The organism is Kribbella flavida DSM 17836, assembly GCF_000024345.1.
Taxonomy (GTDB): domain Bacteria; phylum Actinomycetota; class Actinomycetes; order Propionibacteriales; family Kribbellaceae; genus Kribbella; species Kribbella flavida.
The window spans coordinates 5,293,357-5,312,463 of sequence record NC_013729.1 but is presented as its reverse complement, the minus strand read 5'-3'; the positions used below and the strand labels follow the sequence as shown (position 1 = coordinate 5,312,463).

The window sequence follows — 19,107 nt, the reverse complement described above, 5'->3', positions numbered from 1 at the left end:
ATACTGGTCTGATGCGGTTGTTGTCGGTCGAGAACCTGCGCTGGGTGGTGCGCCACCGGGCGTGGACGCCGTACTACCTGAAGCGCTACTGGCGGTTCGCCTGGTTCAAGCTGCGGCACCCGCAGGTGATCACCGAGGGATTTGTTTTTCTCGGCAAGAAGCTGGAGATCGTCGCCCGGCCCGGGCACGGCCGGATCGTGCTCGGCAAGTGGGTGCACCTGGGCGACGAGACCCGGCTGCGCGCGCACGAGGGCACGCTGCGGATCGGCGACAAGGTGGTGTTCGCCCGCGACGTGACGGTGAACTGCTACCTGGACATCGAGATCGGCGCCTCCACCCTGATCGCGGACTGGACCTACATCTGCGACTTCGACCACAAGACCGAGGACCTGGACCTGCCGATCAAGGACCAGGGGCTGGTGAAGTCCCCGGTCCGGATCGGCCCGGACTGCTGGCTGGCCACCAAGGTCACCGTCACCCGCGGCGCCGACATCGGCCGCGGCGCGGTGATCGGCGCGAACAGCGTTGCCCGTGGCAACATTCCGGAGTACGCCGTGGCGGTCGGGGTGCCGGCCGTCGTGGTGCGGGACCGGGTCAGCCGGTACGCCGCGGACGCGGAGCGCCGGGCCTACCTGGCCGGACTCGCCCGCGAGAACGAGCAGACGGCGGCCCGGCTGCGCGCGGGACAGCCCGTGCGGCCGGCCGGCCAGGACGGAACGGGTGGTGGCGAGGTGGGTGCTGAGGCGGCCGGTGGTTCCGGCGACACGTCGAGGGGTAACGGGGGACCGGCTGTCGGCGACGCGCCGGACGCGCGCCAGGGGTTCTCAAGTTACTCGCCAGTCGGGCAGTATGTCCCGGACACCGGCGGAGAGGAGCACCAGCGTGGCTGACCAGGCGGGCGGGTCGCGGCTGCCGGCCGGTACGCCGGCTGCCGCCGAGCTCCGAACGGCGCTCGACCCGGCCGCGGCCGACGGATCGCCAGGCCAGGCCCGGCACCGGGTGACCGCGCCGGCGCCGAGCGTGACGGACGCCCCGGACGTGGCTACGTTGGACAGTGTGGAGTCCCGCCCGGTGGTGGGCGTACGGCGGCGGTTGTCGCCCCGCCCGGTCCCGGGCAACCGGCGGAAGCGGACGCCGGCGCAGGTGGCGGACGAGCAACCGACCCCGGCTGAGGAGATGGACGACGTGGGAACCCAGGACGAGAAGGCGGCCAAGGCGGCCGACGCCGAGCAGGCGGCGGCGCCGGCCGGCGCGACCGCTCCGGCCGAAGTGGCCGCGGCCCAAGGCGTGACCGACCGCGCGGCGACCACGACGAAGTCCAAGCCGAGGACCGCGGCGGAGATCGTCGCGGCTCAGAAGGCGAAGGAGGCGGCCGCCGCCGAGGCTGCCGCGAAGGGTGAGGCGCCGGCCGAGGACACGACGGTGACCAAGCCGGTCACCCGCCCGTCGACTGGTGCCGCAGGCAACAAATCGACGGCCGGAACCGCGTCGGACACGGCGAAGGTGGTCCGGGACAAGACCGCCGCAAGCAAGGGCTCGACCGCCGCGGACAAGAGCCGGGCGGCGATGGCGTCGGTCGGCTCCGGGGTGAAGCAGCTCCGCAACCTGGTGGCTTCGCTGGTCTGGCTGGTCGCGGTGCTGGCGGCTGCGGTGCTCGCGCTGGGCGCGCTGTTCACCGCGCTCGACCAGGCGAATCAGAGCAACGAGATCGTCGCCTGGGTGCTGGCCCGCGGCCACGAGCTGGTCGGGCCCTTCAAGGACCTGTTCCGGCTGGAGACCGCGAAGAATACCCTGCTGGTGAACTGGGGCATCGCGGCGCTGGTCTACCTGATCGCCGGCAAGATCGTGGAGCGCTTCGTCCGGCCCTGACCGGGTGAGCCGAGGTGGCGGTTCCGTCCGGAACCGCCACCTGCTCAGATCAGGGCAGCGGCAGGAACGCGAGCCGCTCGTGCACCTCGCCGCCGATCCGGGTGGTGTCGGAGCCGACCCACAGACCGGCGGAGGTGATCAGCAGGTCGTAGCCACCGATGCCGCGGTCCTTGGTCGGGTTCCACGAGTACGCCAGGCCGTGGGTCGGGTTGAGCGACGCGATGCCGGGCCGGGAGACCGCGCCGGGACCGGCGAAGTCCGCGCCGCCCGGGTTGTTCATCCAGCGCTGGTGCCCCTGGACGTACACCGCCGCGCGGGTGACCTGGACCGACAGCAGCGTGTCGCCGCCGGTGTAGTTCGCCCAGACCGGGTACGTCGTCCGCACGTCGGTGGCATTCCAGCGCGAGGCGCTGTCGCAGAGCCGGGTCCGGTCGTTCGGGAAGGCGCCGCCGGTGGTGACGATGACGAAGAACGTGCCGTCGGGAGAGAAGTCGACGTCCCGGGTCCAGGTCGGGTGGGCGCTGTTGCAGGTCTTGTCGAACAGCGGGGAGTACCAGCCGCTGACGGTCGCCGAGCTGGTGCCGAGATTGATCAGGGCGGCGCGCTGCCGGGCCTGACCGCCGATCGCGGTGAACGTGCCGACCACGGCCAGCCGGGTGCCGGCCGGGTTGGCGGCGAACCGGAAGATCTTCGTCGGGCCGGCGACCTCGCTGGCCGGCCGTCCGGTGATGGCGAGATTGATGTAGCCGGTGTCGCCACCGGTGGCCGGGTTGACCGCGGCCAGCTTCTTGCCGAACGAGCCGCCCATGATGAGTCGGCCCTTGACGATCGCCAGGTCGGTGACCGACCCGGTCAGCCGGGCGTTGAAGGCCTGGTCGACGGCGCCGGTGTACGGGTCGAGCTTGACCACGCCGGTCCGGGCCACGCCGTTGACGGTGGTGAAGTACCCGCCGACCCACAGCGACCTGCCGTCGGTGGCCAGCGCCCAGACCTCGGAGTTGAAGGTGGCCTTGAAGCCGGTCAGGCCGCCGGTCACCGGGTTGAAGCCGAACAGCCGGTTCCGGGCGACGGTGGCCGAGTTGTTGTACGGCTTGACGCTGCTGAACTGGCCGCCGGCGAACATGATCCCGCCGAGCTGCAGCATCTTGTAGACCGCGCCGTCCTGCACCCGGGGGGTGAGGTCGGACGGGTTCGGTGACACGACGACCGTGTGCACGATCGGCGAGCCGGCGGCCGGACCGCCGGTCAGCACCGCCGCGAACGTCGTCGCGACGGCGGCGACCACGGCGCCGCCGGCGAGCAGGAGTTTCTTCATGTGATCAGTTCCCCCCACGGGATCTCGGCGAGGCCGTGCGGCGACGCGCGAAGCAAGACTGTGTCACAGGGAAAGATGCACCGGGAAGATCTGAAGTTGTGAGGGGCCTCGATCCCCTGTGGATCGTGATGTTCGACCGCCGGGCGGTCACGCTGGGTCGTCGGCCGGCTTCCGGGCGACCACGAAGAGGTCGAGGCTGTCGTCCATCGCGCCCGCCCGGATCTCGAAGTCCCGGTACGACGTGCCCGTCACCAGCGCCTGCAGATCGGCGCGCCAGTGCTGATGGTCGTCGGCCAGTTGCGCAGTGACGCAGGAACCGTTGACGTCCTCCCAGGCCGACAGCCGCGGGCCGTGCCAGAGACCGAGCACGTCGACCACCTCGAAGTGGGCCCGGACCAGGTCGACCAGCTCGGCGGCTGTCAGCTCCTTGGTGTGGTACCAGTTGCCGGCCGGGAAGGTCAGTGTGTTCGGGGTGGTCAGGACGAGCGTGCCGCCCGGGGCGAGGATCCGCGCGCACTCCGCCACGAACCGTGGCTGCTCCCACAGATGTTCGATGGTCTGCAGGGAGGTGACCAGGTCGAAGCTCGCGCCCGCGAACCCGGTCTGGACGAGATTGCCCTGCACCGGACCGATCTGTGGATAAGCCTTGGCGACGTGCCGAAGCGTCGTACCTTCGTAGTCGAGACCGAACACCGGGGCCGCGCCGGCTTGCCGGAGCAGTTCCGCGCCGTAGCCCTCGCCGCAGCCGGCGTCGAGGACACGGCCGTTCGGGCTCAGGGTGTCCGCGATCCAGCGGTAGGCGGCCTCGTGGCGCGCGAACCAGTAGTTCTCGTGCCAGATCCCCGGGGCAGTCCGTTCGCCGGTAAGCGGTAACGTCTCGGTCACCCCGTCAGACTAGGGGTGTCCCGTCCCGGCCCGCCGGGTCGCGGGCCGGACTGTGATGGGACTCGCACGCAGCTTATGTTTCTCGCGAGTAACATCCGTGGCACGCTGGGAGTGACCGTTAACCAGAAGGGGTCCCACACGCTATGAAGATCGTCGTCTGCGCGAAGTTCGTGCCGGATGCCACCGCGGACCGCCGCTTCCGCTCCGAGGACAACACGGTGGACCGCGCCGGGGTCGACGGGCTGCTGTCCGAGCTGGACGAGTACGCCGTCGAGGCCGCGCTGACCGTCAAGGAGAACGGCGACGCCGAGGTGACCGTGCTCACGGTCGGCCCCGAGCAGGCCGCCGACGCCGTGAAGAAGGGTCTGCAGATGGGCGCCGACGCCGGCGTCCACGTGCTCGACGACGCCATCCACGGCTCCGACGCGGTCGGCACCTCGCTGATCCTGGCCAAGGCGCTGGCCAAGCTGGAGGCCGACCTGGTCGTGTTCGGCATGGGCTCGACCGACGGCACCATGGGTGTCGTGCCGGCGATGGTCTCCGAGCGGCTCGGTCTGCCCGCCGTCACCCTCGGCTCCGAGGTGAGCGTGGACGGCGACACCGTCCGGATCCGCCGCGACGGCGACGCCGCCAGCGACACGATCGAGGGCAAGCTGCCGCTGGTGCTGAGCGTCAGCGACCAGGCCAACGAGCCGCGCTACCCGTCGTTCAAGGGCATCATGGCCGCGAAGAAGAAGCCGGTCGAGACCTGGTCACTGGCCGACCTGGAGATCTCGCCGGACCAGGTCGGCACCGCCGCGGCCTGGACCGAGGTCACCGAGGTGACCGCCCGCCCGCCGCGTTCGGCCGGCACGATCGTCACCGACGAGGACGGTAGCGGCGCTACCCAGCTCGTCGAGTTCCTGTCCACCAGCAAGTTCCTCTGAGGGGCGATTCAGTTCATGTCGAACGTTCTCGTTCTCGTTGACCACGTCGGTGGCAAGGTCCGCAAGACGACCGCGGAGCTGCTGACCATCGCCCGCCGCCTCGGTGAGCCGGTCGCCGTCTACATCGGTGCCGGTGTCACGGACGCGCTGCCCGCGCTCGGCCAGTACGGCGCCACCAAGGTGATCGCGCTGACCGACGCCGAGCTCGGCCAGTACCTGGTGGCCCCGAAGGCCGAGGCGCTGCAGCAGGTCGCGGCCAAGGTGGAGCCGGCCGTCATCCTGATCCCGTCGAGCGCCGAGGGCAAGGAGATCGCCGCGCGGCTCGCGGTCAAGCTGGAGTCCGGCCTGATCACCGACGCCGTCGACGTCCAGGCCGGCGACGACGGCCCGGTGACCACCCAGTCGGTCTTCGCCGGCAACTACACCGTGCAGGCCAAGGTCACCCACGGCACGCCGATCATCACCGTCAAGCCGAACGCGGCGACCCCCGAGGTGGCCGAGACCGGCCCGGAGGTGGAGGAGTTCGAGGTCTCGATCTCCGACGCCGCCAAGACCGCGCGCATCACCGAGTCCAAGCCCCGGGAGGCCACCGGTCGTCCGGAGCTCACCGAGGCCGCCATCATCGTGTCCGGCGGTCGGGGGACCGGTGGTGACTTCGGTCCGGTCGAGGCCTTCGCCGACTCGCTCGGTGCCGCCGTCGGCGCGTCCCGCGCGGCCGTCGACTCCGGCTGGTACCCGCACGCCTACCAGGTCGGCCAGACCGGCAAGACCGTCTCGCCGCAGCTGTACGTCGCGGCGGGCATCTCCGGCGCGATCCAGCACCGGGCCGGCATGCAGACCTCGAAGACCATCGTCGCGGTGAACAAGGACGAGGAAGCGCCGATCTTCGAGCTGGTGGACTTCGGCGTCGTCGGCGACCTGCACAAGGTGCTGCCGGCCGCCACCGAAGAGGTCACCAAGCGCAAGTCCTGATCCACCCGCACCACCGGGGCCCGTCACCACACCAGGTGCCGGGCCCCCGCCAGGTCCGGGGTCCCCAGGACGACGACGCCGCCGACGCCGGCGTCCCCAGGACGGCGGACGGACCCGCCTCGATCCACGGCAGCAGGCAGAACCACGCCCGCCTCCGTGAACGCCGTCGTCGTGGTTCAGGTCAGGGCGCGAAGGGCAGCCTCGGCGTCCGCGACGCGGTCGGCGTAGTCGGTGCGCCCACCGGCCGCACCCTGCTCGAAGACAGGGTGTCTGGTCCGGTTGATGTGGTAGACAGGCCCGCGGTACCGGTGCGGCGGAGAGGTCAGGATGGTGCGAGTCGAGGTGAGGTCGCCGCGGCGTCTGATGATCGGGCTTTTGCTGTCTGCGCTGGTGTGTCTGTGTGGCGCGGGTCTGGTTACCTGGGACATCAAGGCGCAGAGCCCGCAGGAAGAACGGCTTCGGCAGGACGGTCAGATCGTCTCGGGGCGGGTTGTGGACATCACCAAACAGGGCCGGCTCGGGATCGCGCGCGAGGTGCGTGTCGAACTCGACGACGGCCGGGTGATCGAGGTCGACCTCTCCGAGCGTCCGTCGAATGTCGGCATCGGCTCGGGGTCGACGCTGAGTCTGCTCGTCGATCCTCGGGATCCGGCCAACAACCGCCCGGTCGACGCACCGCCGTCCAGCGCGAGGTGGTGGACGGCGGTGGCGCCGCTCATCGCCATGGCCTGCGGAGCCCTCGTCGCGTGCTTCCTGGTGAACAGGGCATTCCCGAAGGCGATGAACTGGAGCGCAGGTAGGCACCAGGTCGACTAGGGCGTGTCTGGTGGGACCGTTGGGGAGGTCGTGGGCGATGTCCTGTCAGCTAGCGCTCGTCGGGGGCGGAGGCGGGGCGACGACGCGGAGTTGCAGCATGGCGGCGAACCTGGCTTCGGGGTCGTCGAGGTCGAGCTCGCCGACCTCGGCGAGGCGGCGGAGCCGGTAGCGGAAGGTGTTGGGGTGCACGTAGAGGGACGCGGCCGCCGCGATCACGTCGCCGAACGCGTCCAGCCAGGCGCGCAGGGTTTCCACCAGATTGGTGTTGTGCTGGGCGTCGTACGCGAACAGGCGGGCAACCGGGCCGGTCGGCTGGTCGCCCCGGGCGGCGACGAGGTCGCGGAGCTCCAGCACCAGGGCTTCCACGTGGACGTCGGTCATCCGGGCGACCCGTTGCGTACCGCGACCGGCCCGGAGGACCCGGAGCGCGCGGTCGGCGCCCTCGCGGGCATGCGGCAGCCGGAACGCGTCCTGGACCACCGGGCCGACGCCGATCTGCGCGGTCACCCGGTCGCCGATCCGGTCGAGGAAGTCGGTGCCGAGCCGGACGGCCCGCGCTTCGCCGTCCGTGCGGTCGCGGTGCACCGGAATCAACCCGTACGCCACGTCGCCGACCAGCGCGGCCGCCGACCGCGGGTGCACCGCGCCGAGGTGCATCGCGAACGCGTCCGCGAGGCGTTGCCGCTCGGTGACCAGACCGGCGTCCCCGAAGTCGGTTCCCGCCGCCAGCTCCGAGATCCCCAGCGCCAGTACGGCGACCGGCTGGTCGGCCAGGCCCAACCGGTTCAGGGCTTCCCGAGCGCCGGCTCCGCCTTCGAGGGCCGTGCTGACCAGGTCCGCCCGGAGCCGGCGTTCGACGTCCGCGCCGGCCCGGATGCGCAGCATGTGCATCGCCACCAGCTTGGCCGCGTCGCGCAACGCCTGGGACCGTTCCTCGCTGAGCGGACCGTGCACCGCGGCCCAGATCGAGCCGAGAATCTCGTCGCCGGCCCGGACCGCGACGGCCATCCGGGGAATGGTGAACTCGTTCTCGGTGGCCGGCAGCGGCGGAACGTACACCGGGCGATCCGTGCGGTAGAGCTCGCGGAAGATGCCCTGCTCGGCCAGGATCCGCGAGAACCGTTGCGGCACCTGCCGACCGAGGATCGTCTCCACCCGGGCGGTGTCGGCTTCGTCCTGCCGTCCGGAGAAGGCCAGCACGCGCGAGCTGCGGTCCTCGATGGTGACCGGCGCGTCGAGCAGGGCGGCGGCCGCGTTCGCCAGCGCGAAGAGGTCACCGGCCGGCATGCCGCCCAGCGTGTCGGCTCCGGCCACGCCCACGTCCCCGTCGGCCAGCAACGAGCGAAGCAGCACGCCGAGCTGGTCCCAGGACGCGCCGCGGGTCAGCCCGAGCAGCGCGACCCCGGAGTCGGCCACGGCGCTGGTGACAGCCTCGTGGGACAGCAGCGGCACCCGGACGACCAGACCGGCGGCTTGCTGAGCGCCGAGCTCCCGCAGCAACGCCGCGATGACCAGCGGGTCGCGCAGGCCGACCCCGAGCACCAGGGCGTGCCGCGGCATCGGCGGCTCGTCCACGGGGTCGTGCGTGACGACGCCGCCGATCTCGACGGGCAGGTCCGGATCGCCGTGCAACAGCTCGAGCAGGGTGGCGCCCAGGTCGTCGAGAACCCGTCCGAGGCTGGCGCGCGGTCGATTCGTCACGGAAAGCAGCACCTTCCCGAAGCTGGAAGCCAGGCCTCCAGCCTAGTTCGTTGCCGCCGACAAGATCACGCGCTCGCTTCGTCGGCACGACCAACGGCTCACGCAGGAATCCACTCCGTCGCGGTGGTCACCGCGTCGAGTTCGTCCTGGAGCGGCTCGACGCCGATACCCGGGCCGGTGGGTACGGGCAGCTGACCGTCGACCAGCCGGAACGGCGTGGTGATGTCCGTCCGGTAGTAGCGATCGGACGCGGATGTGTCGCCCGGCAGCGTGAAGCCCGGCAGCGCGGCCAGCGCGACGTTGGCAGCACGGCCCAGGCCGGTCTCGAGCATGCCGCCACACCAGACCGGTACGCCGTGCGCGACACAGACGTCGTGGACGCGCCGGGCCTCCAGGTAGCCACCGACCCGCCCGGGCTTCACGTTGACGATCGAGCACGCCCCGAGGGTGATGGCTGCCGCGGCTGCCCGCGCCGAGGTGATCGACTCGTCGAGGCAGATCGGTGTCTTGAGCTGCTGGGCGAGGGCCGCGTGGCCGAGCAGGTCCTCCTCGTCCAGCGGCTGCTCGATCAGCAGCAGGTCGTACGGATCGAGCCGGGCCAGGTGCCGCGCGTCCCCCACCGTGTACGCCGTGTTGGCGTCGACCTGCAGCAGCACGTCGTCGCCGAACCGCTCCCGCACCGCCGCGACCGGCTCGACGTCCCAGCCGGGCTGGATCTTCAGCTTGATCCGGACGTAGCCGTCCTCCAGATAGCCCTGGACCGCGTCGAGCAGTTCGCCGACCGACGCCATGATCCCGACCGACACCCCGCACGGGACCCGGTCGTGCACCGCCCCGAGCTCGCGGGCGAGCGGCCGTCCCTGCGCGCGGAGCTCCGCGTCCAGGACGCCGGTCTCCAGCGCGGCCTTCGCCATCCGGTGGCCGGAGAACTTCGCCAGCGCCGGACCGACCGCCGCCGCGTCCAACCGGTCGAGGCCGGCCAGCGTGGGGATCAGGAACCGCCGCAGCACGTCGGCCGCGGCGTCCACGTACTCCGAGGAGTAGAGCGGGTCGGCCATCGCCACGCACTCGCCCCAGCCCTCCGCGTCGGCGGTGACGACGCGGACCAGCAGCGCGTCCCGGCTGGTCTCGGTCCCGAACGACGTCCGGAACGGCGACACCAGTGGCATCTGGATCCGGCGGAGCTCGACTCCGGTCAGCTTCATCGTGCGATTCCCTTCGTCGATGGTCTGGTCAGCACGTACCACCCGGCCCGGTCGAAGCCGGTCACCGTCGCGCCTTCGGCGAGCAGCGTGCCGAGCGCCTCGCGGACCGCGGTACGCCAGGCCTGCGCGGCGTCCGGCTCGGTCCCGCGCAGGACTTCGATGTCAGGCGGTACGGCGACCAGCACGGTGCCTCCGGCGAGATTGCCGACGACAGGCCAGCCGGCCGGCGAGGAGGACAGCCCGACGACCGCGCCCTCGGCCAGTTCCGCGTCGGCGTCCGCGGCACAGGCTGTTCCGGCCGAGGCGGCGGCGACGCCTGGGGCGTCGAGCTCCCACCGCACCAGCAGGCGATCGGTGTCGCCGCCGGTGTTGATGCCGTCGCGCATGTCGCCGTAGAAGTTGGTCAGGTACTCCGTCGGCCGGGCGGCGAGCTTGGCGATGTTGAAGTACGCGTTCCGCCGGACCAGCGGGTCGAACGTCCAGGCGATCGTGCCGACGCCCCGCGCCAGTGCCCACGCCCGTTGGTGCGTCTTGAGCGCGAACCCGACGCTCCGGCCGCGCGCCGTGCCGGACACCCCCGCCACGTGACTGTGCAGGGCGCCCTCGGAGGGTGCCGCGAAGAAGCCGACGCACGCCCCGACGAGGTCGTCGCCGTCGTAGGCACCGGCGACGTAGTTGCCCGCCTTCGTGAGGGCGCGCAGCAGCTCGGTCGTCACCGGCGGATTCTTCGGGTCCGGCCGCCAGATCCCGTCGTACAGGCGGTAGACGGCGTCCAGATCGGGCAGCGCCACCAGCTCACGAATCCGTACGCCGGCCGCCACCGCGGCGGCTTCCGCGGCCAGCACCGGTGCGTCCGCCGCGGACAGCGGCGACCCACCGAGCAGATCGGTCGACGGCCCCGGCACGGTGAGCTTGTCGGAAGCACTCATGGTCGGTCCACACCGGACGTCACGCGCGCGTCCTCACCGCCTGGTACTGCGTGCCGATCCGTGCCGAGCAGTTCGGCGACGAGGGCCGTGAGCAGGGCCGTGCGCCGCGGCAGCTCCGCGATCAGGACGTGCTCGTGGTCGGCGTGGGCGCCACCCCCGACGGCGCCCAGGCCGTCGAGAGTCGGCGTACCGACGCCGGCGGTGAAATTGCCGTCCGACGCGCCACCCACCGCCGCCTCGGCCAGCCGACCGAGACCGAGTTCGGCCGCGATCCGGCCCGCGCGCTGGTACAGGTCCGCGGAGGCCGCGCGCTCCAGCGGAGGGCGGTTCGGGCCGCCCTCGACGTCGAGCGACGCCCCGGGCAGCACCGGCCGCAGGGCCAGCATCGCGGCCTGGATCCGGTGCTGCTCCTCGACGTTCCTGACCCGGACGTCCACCGCGAAGGTCGCCACCGCGGGCACCGTGTTCGACGACGTCCCGGCGGTGAGCACGGTCGGCGTCACCGTGGTGCCTTGCGCCGGGTCGGCGAGCGCGCTGATCGCGAGCACCTGATGAGCGGCCTCGATCGACGCGTTCACGCCCCGTTCCGGCTCCAGCCCGGCGTGCGCCGCGCGGCCGTGCACCGTGACCTGGTAGCGGGAGACGCCCTTGCGTTCGGTCTTCAGCGCGCCTCCGTCGGCGGACGCCTCGAGCACGAGAGCGGCGAGGCATCCCTTCGCCTCGCCCTCGATCAGCTCCCGCGACGACGGTGAGCCGAGCTCCTCGTCGCCGGTGACCAGCAGCGTGACGCCGTCGGGGTCCGGCAGGGCAGCGACCGCCTGGAACGCCATCGCCAGGCCGGCCAGCATGTCGAAGCAGCCCGGCCCACGCAGTACGCCGTGCTCGATCGTGAACGGGTGGTCGGCCAGCGAACCCAGCGGCCAGACCGTGTCGTGATGGCCCAGCAGCAGCACCCGCCGGTCGCCGGTCCCGAGCCGCCAGCGCAGGTGGCTGCGCCCGTCGAGCACCAGCCGCTCGGGCTCGACGCCGAGCCGGCGCGTCCCGATCGCGGCGACCAGGTCGGCGCTGCGGGCCACCGCGGCCAGGTCCTGCGACGGCGACTCACAGGTCACCAGCGCCTCCAGGTCGGCGAGCAGCTCGGGCAGCGACCCGGGCGGCACGGTCGCAGTTTCGTTGCCCATGTCAACCAACTTTCGGGGTGGCCCGGACGCCGAAGTGCAGGTACTGCTCGCCGGTCGGCAGCGAGTAGAAGGTCACCGGGCTCCAGGTCAGCGATTCCGGCTCACGGACGACGAACAGGTCGCCGGAGTCGTCCACCGGCGTCATCACGAACTCGTGCACCGGGTCCGGCATCAGCTCCGCGAGCGGCCCGGTGATGGTCTGCCGCAGCACCGCCTGACCGTCGCGGACGAAGACCTCGCCGAGCACGCTGGCCCGGTCGTAGCGGCCGACATGACGGTGGACGTCCACTTCCACCGACTCGGCCGGGGGCGCCAGCGGACGCGGCATCGCCACGTCGGCCAGCTCCGCGAAGATCTCGCGGTACAGGTCCTCGTACAGGTCCCGGGCGTTGCCGCCGTTGGTGAGCAGCGTCACCGCGAGGCCCTGCTCCGGCAGTACCCGCAGGAACGCCGCCTGGCCGATGGTGTTGCCGTCGTGACCGATCAGCCGGTGCCCGTCCCAGCCGAACCGGATCCAGCCGAGACCCCACGAGTCACCCAGCGAGTACTTGTCCGGCAGGTCGGCGTGCTTGTCGGCCATCGCCGCGACCGACTCCTCGCTGAGCACCCGGGTGCCGTCGGCGGCCAGACCGCCGGTCAGGTGCATCCGAGCGAAGGCAAGCGCGTCGGCAGCCGTCGACGTGACCAGTCCGGCCGGGCCGAGGGCGCGGGGGAGTCCCCACACCGGCGCCCGGCTGGGCTCCTGGCCGGGTTCGCCGACGTGCCCGACAGCGGCCCGGTACAGCAGCGCCTCCTCGGGCAGCGTCACGGTGTGCTCCAGCTTGAGCGGCTTGTACAGGCGGTCGCGCAACGCCTGGTCCCAGCTGCCGCCGGTCAGCTTCTCGATCACCCGGCCGGCCAGTGAGAAGCCCGAGTTGCAGTACGACCAGGTCGCGCCGAGCGGGTGGTTCTGATCCACCTCGGCCAGCAGGTCGACGTACTTCTCGAGGCAGTCGTCGCCCCGGCCGGTGTCGGTGAAGACGTCGCCGTCGATGCCACTCGTGTGGGTGAGCAGGTGGCGCATCGTCACCTGCTTGGCGACGTCCGGGTTGCGCAGTGCCAGCTCGGGCAGCACGTCGGCGATCGGGGCGTCGAGCTCCAGCAGCCCTTCGTCCACCAGTTGCAGGGCCAGCGTCGCCGTCCACACCTTCGTCATCGAGCCGATCTGGAACAGCGAATCGGTGGTGACCGGGACCCCGGTGTCCTTGTTCAGTACGCCGGTCGCCGCCTCGACGAGCTCGTCCTCCACCCCGACCCGCACGCGCAGGATCCCGAGCGTCGCCCCCGGTACGCCGTGCCGCGCGGCGAGCGTGGTCAGCCGGCGCTGCCAGTGCTGCGCGTCGATCCGCGGCCGGCGCGGCCCGGCCACGTCCCCGGCGTACTGGTCGACCCAGTCGCGGATGCGGCGGTTGAAGTCGAGCCGGTGCGACGGACGGCCCTGGATGATGAACAGGTGATCGGCGTCGGGGTACAGCACCAGCTGCGCCGGAACGCCCTGCTCGCGTAGCGCGGTGTGCCACTGCTCGGCCTGGCCGATCGGGCAGCGAGCGTCGGCGGCGCCGTGCAGGACAAGCGTCGGTGTGCGCACGTCGTTGACCTTGCTGAGCGGCGACATCTCGGCGTACCGCTCGGGCTCCGGCGGTCCGCCGAGCTCGTAGGCGCTGAGGAAGTGCCCGCTGTCGGAGGTGCCCGCCATGCTGGTCAGGTCGCTGACCACCCCGCCGGCGACCGCCGCCGCGAACCTGTCGTCGCGGCTGGTCAGGTAGCAGGTCATGAAGCCGCCGTAGCTGTACCCGGCGACCGCCAGACGCTTCGGATCAGCGATGCCTTCGGCAACGAGCTCGTCCAGCGGCTCGAGGAAGTCGGCGGCGTCGGCGGTGCCCCAGTGGCCCAGCGCCGCGGTGAAGAACTGCTCGCCGTAGCCGTCGCTCCCGCGTGGGTTGACCAGCAGGATCGCCCACCCCCGGGCGGCCAGTTCCTGGTGGTAGAGGTGGGCCTCGTCGGCCGCGCCGTTCCAGGCGTTGTGCGGACCGCCGTGCACGTCGAGCAGCAGCGGCTGCGGCTGGGCGGCGTCGGGATCACGGATCAGCCAGCCGGAAACCTTGGTCCCGTCCGACACGGTGAACTCGCGCTCGACCCTCGGGAACACCTCGGCGACATCGGCACTGTGCTCGGTCAGCGTCTGCGCCTCGCCTGAGCTGAGATCCACCTTCACGACCTCGCCGTACGACGTGGCCGTGGTCAGCACGACGACCGCCTGGCCGTTGGCGACGGACAAGCCGGAGACGATGTCGCCGGGCCCCCCGAGCACGTGCCGCGGCGCGCCACCGTCGACCGGTACGGCGTACAGGTGGGTGCAGCCGCGGTCGCGGACGCAGAACAGGACGGTCCCGCCGTCGTCGACGAGCACCGGCAACGCTCCCGGGTACCCTGGGCCGCCGGGCATCACGTTGCGGTCGAGCGGAGCCGCCAGGTTGGACACCTCGCCGCCGTCGAGCGGGAGCCGCAGCAGTCCGGCGTGGCCGACCGGGCCGTCCGAGGTGCCGACGACGATCAGCGCCGCGCTGTCCGCGGTCCACAGGATCGGTCCGGCCAGGCCCTCGGTGAGGCCGGCGAGCTGAGGTGTCGCTTTCTCGTCCGAGACGTCCAGCAGGTAGGCCGGAGCCGTCGGCCGCAGGTCCGCATCCGGGGCCGTGCCGGCGCCGAAGGCGAGTTTGCGGCTGTCGGGGGACCAGGACGGGTCGCCCGCGTGCCAGTCGCCCTCGGTCACCTGCCGGCACTTCTTCGAGGCGACGTCCACGACGTGCAGGTGCTGGCGGATCGTGCGCAGCAGCCCGGCGCCGTCGGCCTGGTAGTCGAGCCGCTCGGTGACGATCGGCGCGTGGCCGCGCCGCTCGCGGGTCTCGTCGTCCTCGTCCGCGGCCGCGGCGATGTCGACCGCCGAGCTGAACGCGATCCGCTCGCCGTCCGGACTCCATGACGGCGTACCGGCACCGAGCGGCAGCGTGGTGAGCTGCTCCGGCTCGCCGCCGTCGGCCGGCAGCAGCCACAACTGCGGCGGTCCGTCCTGCGCACGCAGGAAGGCGAGCTTCGTACCGTCCGGGGACCAGGCGGGTGCGCGGTCGCTGGTGCCCCGGGTGAGCCGCCGTGCCTCGCCACCGGCCGACGGAACCCGCCAGAGGGCGTGCTCGGTGCGGTCGGCCGCCGCGTCGATGGTTCGCAGGACGTAGACCACCTGATTGCCGTCGGGCGACAGGGCGACCTGCTCGGGTACGGCGAACTCGGTCAGGTCTTCGATGCGCGGACGTCGGGTCACGACGACTCCTCCTTGGGAACGAGCAGGTTCACTGGACGTGGTCGACCGCTTGCAGGGCGGTCGCCGCGTAGTGGCAGGCGGTGTGGTGCCGGCGTTTCGCGGCCTCGGGGGTGGGATCGACGGTCAGGCACAGCTCGCGGTCAGGCCGGACCAGCGGACCGACCGGACAGCGGGGATGAAAGCGGCAACCGGCCGGCGGATGGTGCGGGTCGGCCGGCTCGGCGTCGGCGACGGCCCGCAGGGCGGCATCGGTCTCCTCGGCGTCCAGGGTCAACGTGCCGCGCCGGGGCGCGGCGGCGAGCAGGTCGCGGGTGTAGGGGTGCTGGGGATCGGCCAGCACGTCCGCGGCCGGACCGAACTCGACGATCCGGCCGAGGTACATCACGGCGATGTAGTCGCTGACGTAGCGCACGACCGCCAGGTTGTGCGAGATGAACAGCATCGACAGCCGCAACCGCCGCTGCAGTTCGCGGACCAGGTTCAGCACCGTGCCCTGGACGGAGACGTCGAGGGCGGAGGTGATCTCGTCGGCCAGGATGACGTCGGGCTGCCCGGCCAGCGCCCGGGCCAGCGCGACCCGTTGCCGCTGGCCACCGGACAGCACGCCGGGATGCGCCGAGGCCCGGTCCGGGTCGAGATCGACCAGCTCCAGCAGCCGGCCCACCTCGGCCGAGCGCGCCGAGCCGCCCGACAGCGGACCGGTCCGCGGGATCGCCTCCGCGATCGAGTCGCCGATGCTCATCCGTGGATCCAGCGACGAGTACGGGTCCTGGAACACCAACTGCAACGGTCGCGGCCCCCGGGCCCGGTGCCGCAGCGGTACGCCGCCCAGCAGGATCCGTCCACCGGCCAGCTCGGTCAGGCCGACCGCCGCCCGGGCCAGCGTCGACTTGCCGGACCCGGACTCACCGACCAGGCCGACGACCTGCCCGGACGGAATCGTCAGATCGACCGAGTCCACCGCCGTCATCGCCCGGCTGCCGGTGCCGAACCGCACGGTCACCTGTTCGAACCTGAGCTCACTCATCGCTGTCCCATCCGTAGCGGCCGTCCGAGCTCCTGCAACTGAGGGTGCCAGCAGGCGACCTGATGCCCGTCGGCTCCGGTCAGCTCCGGGTTCTCCGTCCGGCACCGGTCGGTGGCGAACTCGCAGCGCGCGGCGAAGGCACAGCCGGCCGGTACCCGCGCCGGATCCACCGGGCGGCCGGGGATCACCGCGAGCGGCTGGTCGAGATCGGTGTCGAGATCCGGGACCGCGGCGAGCAACGCCCGGGTGTACGGATGCCGGGCCGCCCCGGTGGCCAGGGCGCTCACCGGGAGGTCCTCGACGATCCGCCCGGCGTACATCACCAGCACCCGGTCGCAGACCTGGCCGATCACGGTGATGTCGTGGCTGATCAGCAGCAACGCCACGTCGTCCGCGGTCCGGATCGACTCCAGCAGCCGCAGTACCTGCCGCTGCACGGTCACGTCCAGGGCAGTGGTGGGTTCGTCAGCCACGATCAGCGCGGGCTCGCCCATCAGGCCCATGCCGATCATCGCCCGTTGCCGCATGCCGCCGGAGAACTCGTGCGGGTACTGCCGGGCCCGGCGTTCCGCGGCCGGCACCCGGACCGCGCGCAACCGGTCGACCGCGCGGGCCATCGCCTGCCGCCGGCTCAGGCCCTGGTGCTCGCGAGCGCCCTCCGCCAGTTGGCTGCCGACCCGCATGGTCGGGTTGAACGACGTCGCCGGGTCCTGGAAGACCATCGCGAACGACGTCCCGAGCAGCCGTCGCCGTTCGGCCTCGGTCAGCTCGAGCACGGGCTCACCGAGGAAGTCGAAGCGTTCGGCGGTCACCGTGCCGGGTGACTCGATGAGCTGCGCGACGGCCAGCGCGGTCAGGCTCTTGCCCGAGCCCGACTCGCCGACGACGCCGACGGCCTCGCCGTGGCCGATCGTGAAGCTGACGCCGCGCACCGGGGTGACCGGCCCCTGCGGACCGGGGAAGCTGACCCGCAGGTCCCGGACCGACAGCACGACGTCCTCGACGACGTACTGCGCGGTCGGCACGACCGGCTCGACCGGTGCGCCGCGACGCCGCGCGTACCGGCCCGGGCCGATCGTCTCGACGCCCAGGAGCTTCGCCACCGCTTCGCCGAACAGGTTGAACGCGAGCCCCGCGACGACCACCGCGACACCCGGTGCCAGGGCGGCGGCCGGATGCACGTAGATGCTGTTCAGGCTCTCGCCCATCAGCCGGCCCCAGTCGTACGCCGGCGCCTGCACGCCCAGCCCGAGGAACGACAGGCCGGAGAACGCCAGCAGCGCACCCCCGGCGCCGATCGTCGCGTTGACCACCAGCGGCTCGGCGATGTTCGGCAGGATGTGCCGGACCAGCAGGCGGATCCGGCCGACCCCGGCGATCCGGGCGGCGGCCACGAAGTCACGGGCCGCGACCCCGGCGACCAGGGTCTGCGTCAGCCGCGCGAAGGCCGGCGCGCCGGCGAACCCGATCGCCAGCACCGCGCCCTTCGCGCCGACACCGAAGACGACCGCGAAGAACAGCGCGAGCAGCAGTCCGGGGAACGCGACCGCGACGTTCACAACCGCCGTCGCCAGCCGGCCCGAGCGGCGGCCGAGCACGGCGGGCGCCGTACCGAGCAGGAGACCGGTCAGCACCGCGATCGCGGTGGCCAGCAGGGCCAGGCCGATCGACTGCCTCGTCGCCACCAGGACGCGGTAGAAGATGTCGCGCCCCAGGTTGTCGGTGCCGAGCCAGTGCTGCGCCGAGGAGCCCTCGAGCAGATGATCGGTGTCGATGGCACTGGCCTGGTCGTTCCACAGCATCGGAGCGAGCACGGCCAGCGCGAGCACGGCGAGCAGCAGCACGCCCGCGCTGAGACCCAGCGGCGTCCGGAGTACGGCGGACCAGCCGCGCCGGCGATTCGTCGGCATCGGTCAGCTCTCCCGGATCGTCGAGCGCGGGTCGAGCAGTGCCAGGGCGACGTCGACGGCGAGGTTCACCAGCAGCACGCCGATGCCGTAGACGAGGACGACGCCCTGCACCAGCGGGAAGTCCTTGGACAGGATCGAGGAGACGATCGTGCTGCCCAGACCCGGCCAGCCGAAGACGTTCTCCACCAGCACGGTGCCCGCGACCATGCCGCCGAGCAGCAGCCCGCCCAGCGTGATCGTCGCGGTGACGGCGTTCGGCAGCGCGTGCCGCAGGTAAATCCTTGCCGAGGACAACCGCTTGGCCCGGGCCGTGCGCAGGTAGTCGGTCTGCAGCACGGCGAGCAGCTCCACCCGGCAGATCCGGGCCAGCACGGCTGCCGGACCGAGGGCCAGCGACAGCACCGGCAGCACGTACGACGCCGGCGTACTGCGGCCCGCGACCGGGAACCAGGCCAGCTTGACCGCGAACACGTAGACCAGCCCGACCGCGAGCAGGAACTCCGGGATCGCGGCCAGCACCACGCTGACCGACGTGAAGCCCAGCTCCGAGCGCGGCCGGCGCCCACCGCGGGTCAGCACACCCATCACCAGCCCGGCCGGCACCGACAGCAGGACGGCGAGCAGGAAGGCGGCCACCGCGAGCTGGACGGTCGCGGGCAGCCGGTCGCCGATCACGTCGGTGACCGGCAACCCGGTGCTGATCGAGGTCCCGAGATCCCCGGTGACCAGGTCGCGCAGGAAGTGCCAGTACTGCGTCCAGAGCGGGTCGTTGAGCCCGAGCGCCTCCCGGCGCGCCTCGACCAGACTCTGCGAGGCAGCCGGACCGAGCGCCGTCCTGACCGGGTCACCCGGAATCAGGTGAATCATCAGGAACGACGCAGTCACCAGCGCCAGCAGTGACGCCACCAACCGGGCTGCCCGGCGGACCGCGAACCGGACCCAGGGGTGGCTGCTCCAGGCCGCCGGCGTACTGGTCGTGCGGACCTGCGTCACGGGGATCGTCATCGGCGCCCCCC

Annotated in this window: 16 protein-coding genes; 5 read left to right on the top strand and 11 right to left on the bottom strand. The window is 72.0% G+C overall.

Going from position 1 to position 19,107, the window contains the following annotated elements; translation table 11 throughout:
- The first annotated feature begins 11 nt into the window (after positions 1–11).
- Positions 12–890: an acyltransferase gene (locus KFLA_RS24425; RefSeq protein ID WP_012922497.1), complete on the top strand. Its 879-nt coding sequence runs from the start codon at positions 12–14 to the stop codon at positions 888–890.
- Positions 883–1,869 (top strand): hypothetical protein, encoded by a 987-nt coding sequence (locus tag KFLA_RS24420; RefSeq protein WP_012922496.1) that lies wholly within the window; start codon positions 883–885, stop codon positions 1,867–1,869. Before KFLA_RS24425 ends, KFLA_RS24420 begins: the two co-directional genes overlap by 8 nt.
- Before the next feature lie 49 nt (positions 1,870–1,918).
- On the opposite strand, the gene KFLA_RS24415 is transcribed toward KFLA_RS24420, so the two are convergent.
- Positions 1,919–3,184, bottom strand: a complete 1,266-nt coding sequence (locus KFLA_RS24415) for a hypothetical protein (RefSeq protein WP_012922495.1) — start codon at positions 3,182–3,184, stop codon at positions 1,919–1,921.
- Positions 3,185–3,331: 147 nt separating this feature from the next.
- Complete coding sequence (locus KFLA_RS24410) at positions 3,332–4,069, bottom strand: class I SAM-dependent methyltransferase (protein WP_012922494.1); 738 nt, start codon at positions 4,067–4,069, stop codon at positions 3,332–3,334.
- A 143-nt stretch (positions 4,070–4,212) separates the two neighbouring features.
- On the opposite strand from KFLA_RS24410, the gene KFLA_RS24405 reads away from it, so the two are divergent.
- Together KFLA_RS24405 and KFLA_RS24400 are read left to right on the top strand one after the other, a co-directional pair.
- Positions 4,213–4,995, top strand: coding sequence for an electron transfer flavoprotein subunit beta/FixA family protein (locus KFLA_RS24405; RefSeq protein ID WP_012922493.1), 783 nt, complete (start codon positions 4,213–4,215; stop codon positions 4,993–4,995).
- Between the two features lie 15 nt (positions 4,996–5,010).
- Complete coding sequence (locus KFLA_RS24400) at positions 5,011–5,967, top strand: electron transfer flavoprotein subunit alpha/FixB family protein (protein ID WP_012922492.1); 957 nt, start codon at positions 5,011–5,013, stop codon at positions 5,965–5,967.
- Between the two features lie 23 nt (positions 5,968–5,990).
- Here KFLA_RS24400 and KFLA_RS39435 read toward each other — a convergent pair whose 3' ends face one another.
- Entirely contained in the window at positions 5,991–6,113 is a 123-nt protein-coding gene (locus tag KFLA_RS39435) for a hypothetical protein (RefSeq protein WP_272941266.1), read from the bottom strand.
- Between the two features lie 181 nt (positions 6,114–6,294).
- Between KFLA_RS39435 and KFLA_RS24395 the strand changes: the two genes are divergently transcribed.
- Positions 6,295–6,783, top strand: a complete 489-nt coding sequence (locus tag KFLA_RS24395) for a hypothetical protein (protein WP_012922491.1) — start codon at positions 6,295–6,297, stop codon at positions 6,781–6,783.
- Positions 6,784–6,828: 45 nt separating this feature from the next.
- Here KFLA_RS24395 and KFLA_RS24390 read toward each other — a convergent pair whose 3' ends face one another.
- From KFLA_RS24390 to KFLA_RS24355, 8 genes are all read right to left on the bottom strand, one after another.
- On the bottom strand, positions 6,829–8,484 hold the full coding sequence (locus tag KFLA_RS24390) for a PucR family transcriptional regulator (RefSeq protein WP_012922490.1): 1,656 nt from the start codon (positions 8,482–8,484) through the stop codon (positions 6,829–6,831).
- Between the two features lie 98 nt (positions 8,485–8,582).
- The gene (gene menC, locus KFLA_RS24385) at positions 8,583–9,689 is read right to left on the bottom strand and encodes an o-succinylbenzoate synthase (protein ID WP_012922489.1); all 1,107 of its coding nucleotides are present in this window, start codon (positions 9,687–9,689) and stop codon (positions 8,583–8,585) included.
- Positions 9,686–10,618, bottom strand: coding sequence for a hypothetical protein (locus KFLA_RS24380; RefSeq protein WP_012922488.1), 933 nt, complete (start codon positions 10,616–10,618; stop codon positions 9,686–9,688). The genes menC and KFLA_RS24380 overlap by 4 nt, the downstream gene beginning before the upstream one ends.
- The gene (locus tag KFLA_RS24375) at positions 10,615–11,799 is read right to left on the bottom strand and encodes a M20 family metallopeptidase (protein ID WP_012922487.1); all 1,185 of its coding nucleotides are present in this window, start codon (positions 11,797–11,799) and stop codon (positions 10,615–10,617) included. Before KFLA_RS24375 ends, KFLA_RS24380 begins: the two co-directional genes overlap by 4 nt.
- A gap of 1 nt (position 11,800) precedes the next feature.
- Complete coding sequence (locus KFLA_RS24370) at positions 11,801–15,154, bottom strand: serine hydrolase (RefSeq protein WP_012922486.1); 3,354 nt, start codon at positions 15,152–15,154, stop codon at positions 11,801–11,803.
- Between the two features lie 28 nt (positions 15,155–15,182).
- Positions 15,183–16,181 (bottom strand): ABC transporter ATP-binding protein, encoded by a 999-nt coding sequence (locus KFLA_RS24365; RefSeq protein WP_012922485.1) that lies wholly within the window; start codon positions 16,179–16,181, stop codon positions 15,183–15,185.
- Positions 16,178–18,091, bottom strand: coding sequence for a dipeptide/oligopeptide/nickel ABC transporter permease/ATP-binding protein (locus tag KFLA_RS24360; protein ID WP_012922484.1), 1,914 nt, complete (start codon positions 18,089–18,091; stop codon positions 16,178–16,180). Before KFLA_RS24360 ends, KFLA_RS24365 begins: the two co-directional genes overlap by 4 nt.
- 3 nt (positions 18,092–18,094) lie before the next feature.
- Positions 18,095–19,096, bottom strand: coding sequence for an ABC transporter permease (locus tag KFLA_RS24355; protein ID WP_012922483.1), 1,002 nt, complete (start codon positions 19,094–19,096; stop codon positions 18,095–18,097).
- Positions 19,097–19,107: the final 11 nt, after the last annotated feature.

Coding starts and splice junctions, on each gene's coding strand:
- KFLA_RS24365 (WP_012922485.1), bottom strand. CDS start 16,181: ATGAGTGAGCTCAGGTTCGAACAGGTGACCGTGCGGTTCGGCACCGGC.
- KFLA_RS24375 (WP_012922487.1), bottom strand. CDS start 11,799: ATGGGCAACGAAACTGCGACCGTGCCGCCCGGGTCGCTGCCCGAGCTG.
- KFLA_RS24415 (WP_012922495.1), bottom strand. CDS start 3,184: ATGAAGAAACTCCTGCTCGCCGGCGGCGCCGTGGTCGCCGCCGTCGCG.
- KFLA_RS24360 (WP_012922484.1), bottom strand. CDS start 18,091: ATGCCGACGAATCGCCGGCGCGGCTGGTCCGCCGTACTCCGGACGCCG.
- KFLA_RS24405 (WP_012922493.1), top strand. CDS start 4,213: ATGAAGATCGTCGTCTGCGCGAAGTTCGTGCCGGATGCCACCGCGGAC.
- menC (WP_012922489.1), bottom strand. CDS start 9,689: ATGAAGCTGACCGGAGTCGAGCTCCGCCGGATCCAGATGCCACTGGTG.
- KFLA_RS24395 (WP_012922491.1), top strand. CDS start 6,295: ATGGTGCGAGTCGAGGTGAGGTCGCCGCGGCGTCTGATGATCGGGCTT.
- KFLA_RS24400 (WP_012922492.1), top strand. CDS start 5,011: ATGTCGAACGTTCTCGTTCTCGTTGACCACGTCGGTGGCAAGGTCCGC.
- KFLA_RS24355 (WP_012922483.1), bottom strand. CDS start 19,096: ATGACGATCCCCGTGACGCAGGTCCGCACGACCAGTACGCCGGCGGCC.
- KFLA_RS24380 (WP_012922488.1), bottom strand. CDS start 10,618: ATGAGTGCTTCCGACAAGCTCACCGTGCCGGGGCCGTCGACCGATCTG.
- KFLA_RS24425 (WP_012922497.1), top strand. CDS start 12: ATGCGGTTGTTGTCGGTCGAGAACCTGCGCTGGGTGGTGCGCCACCGG.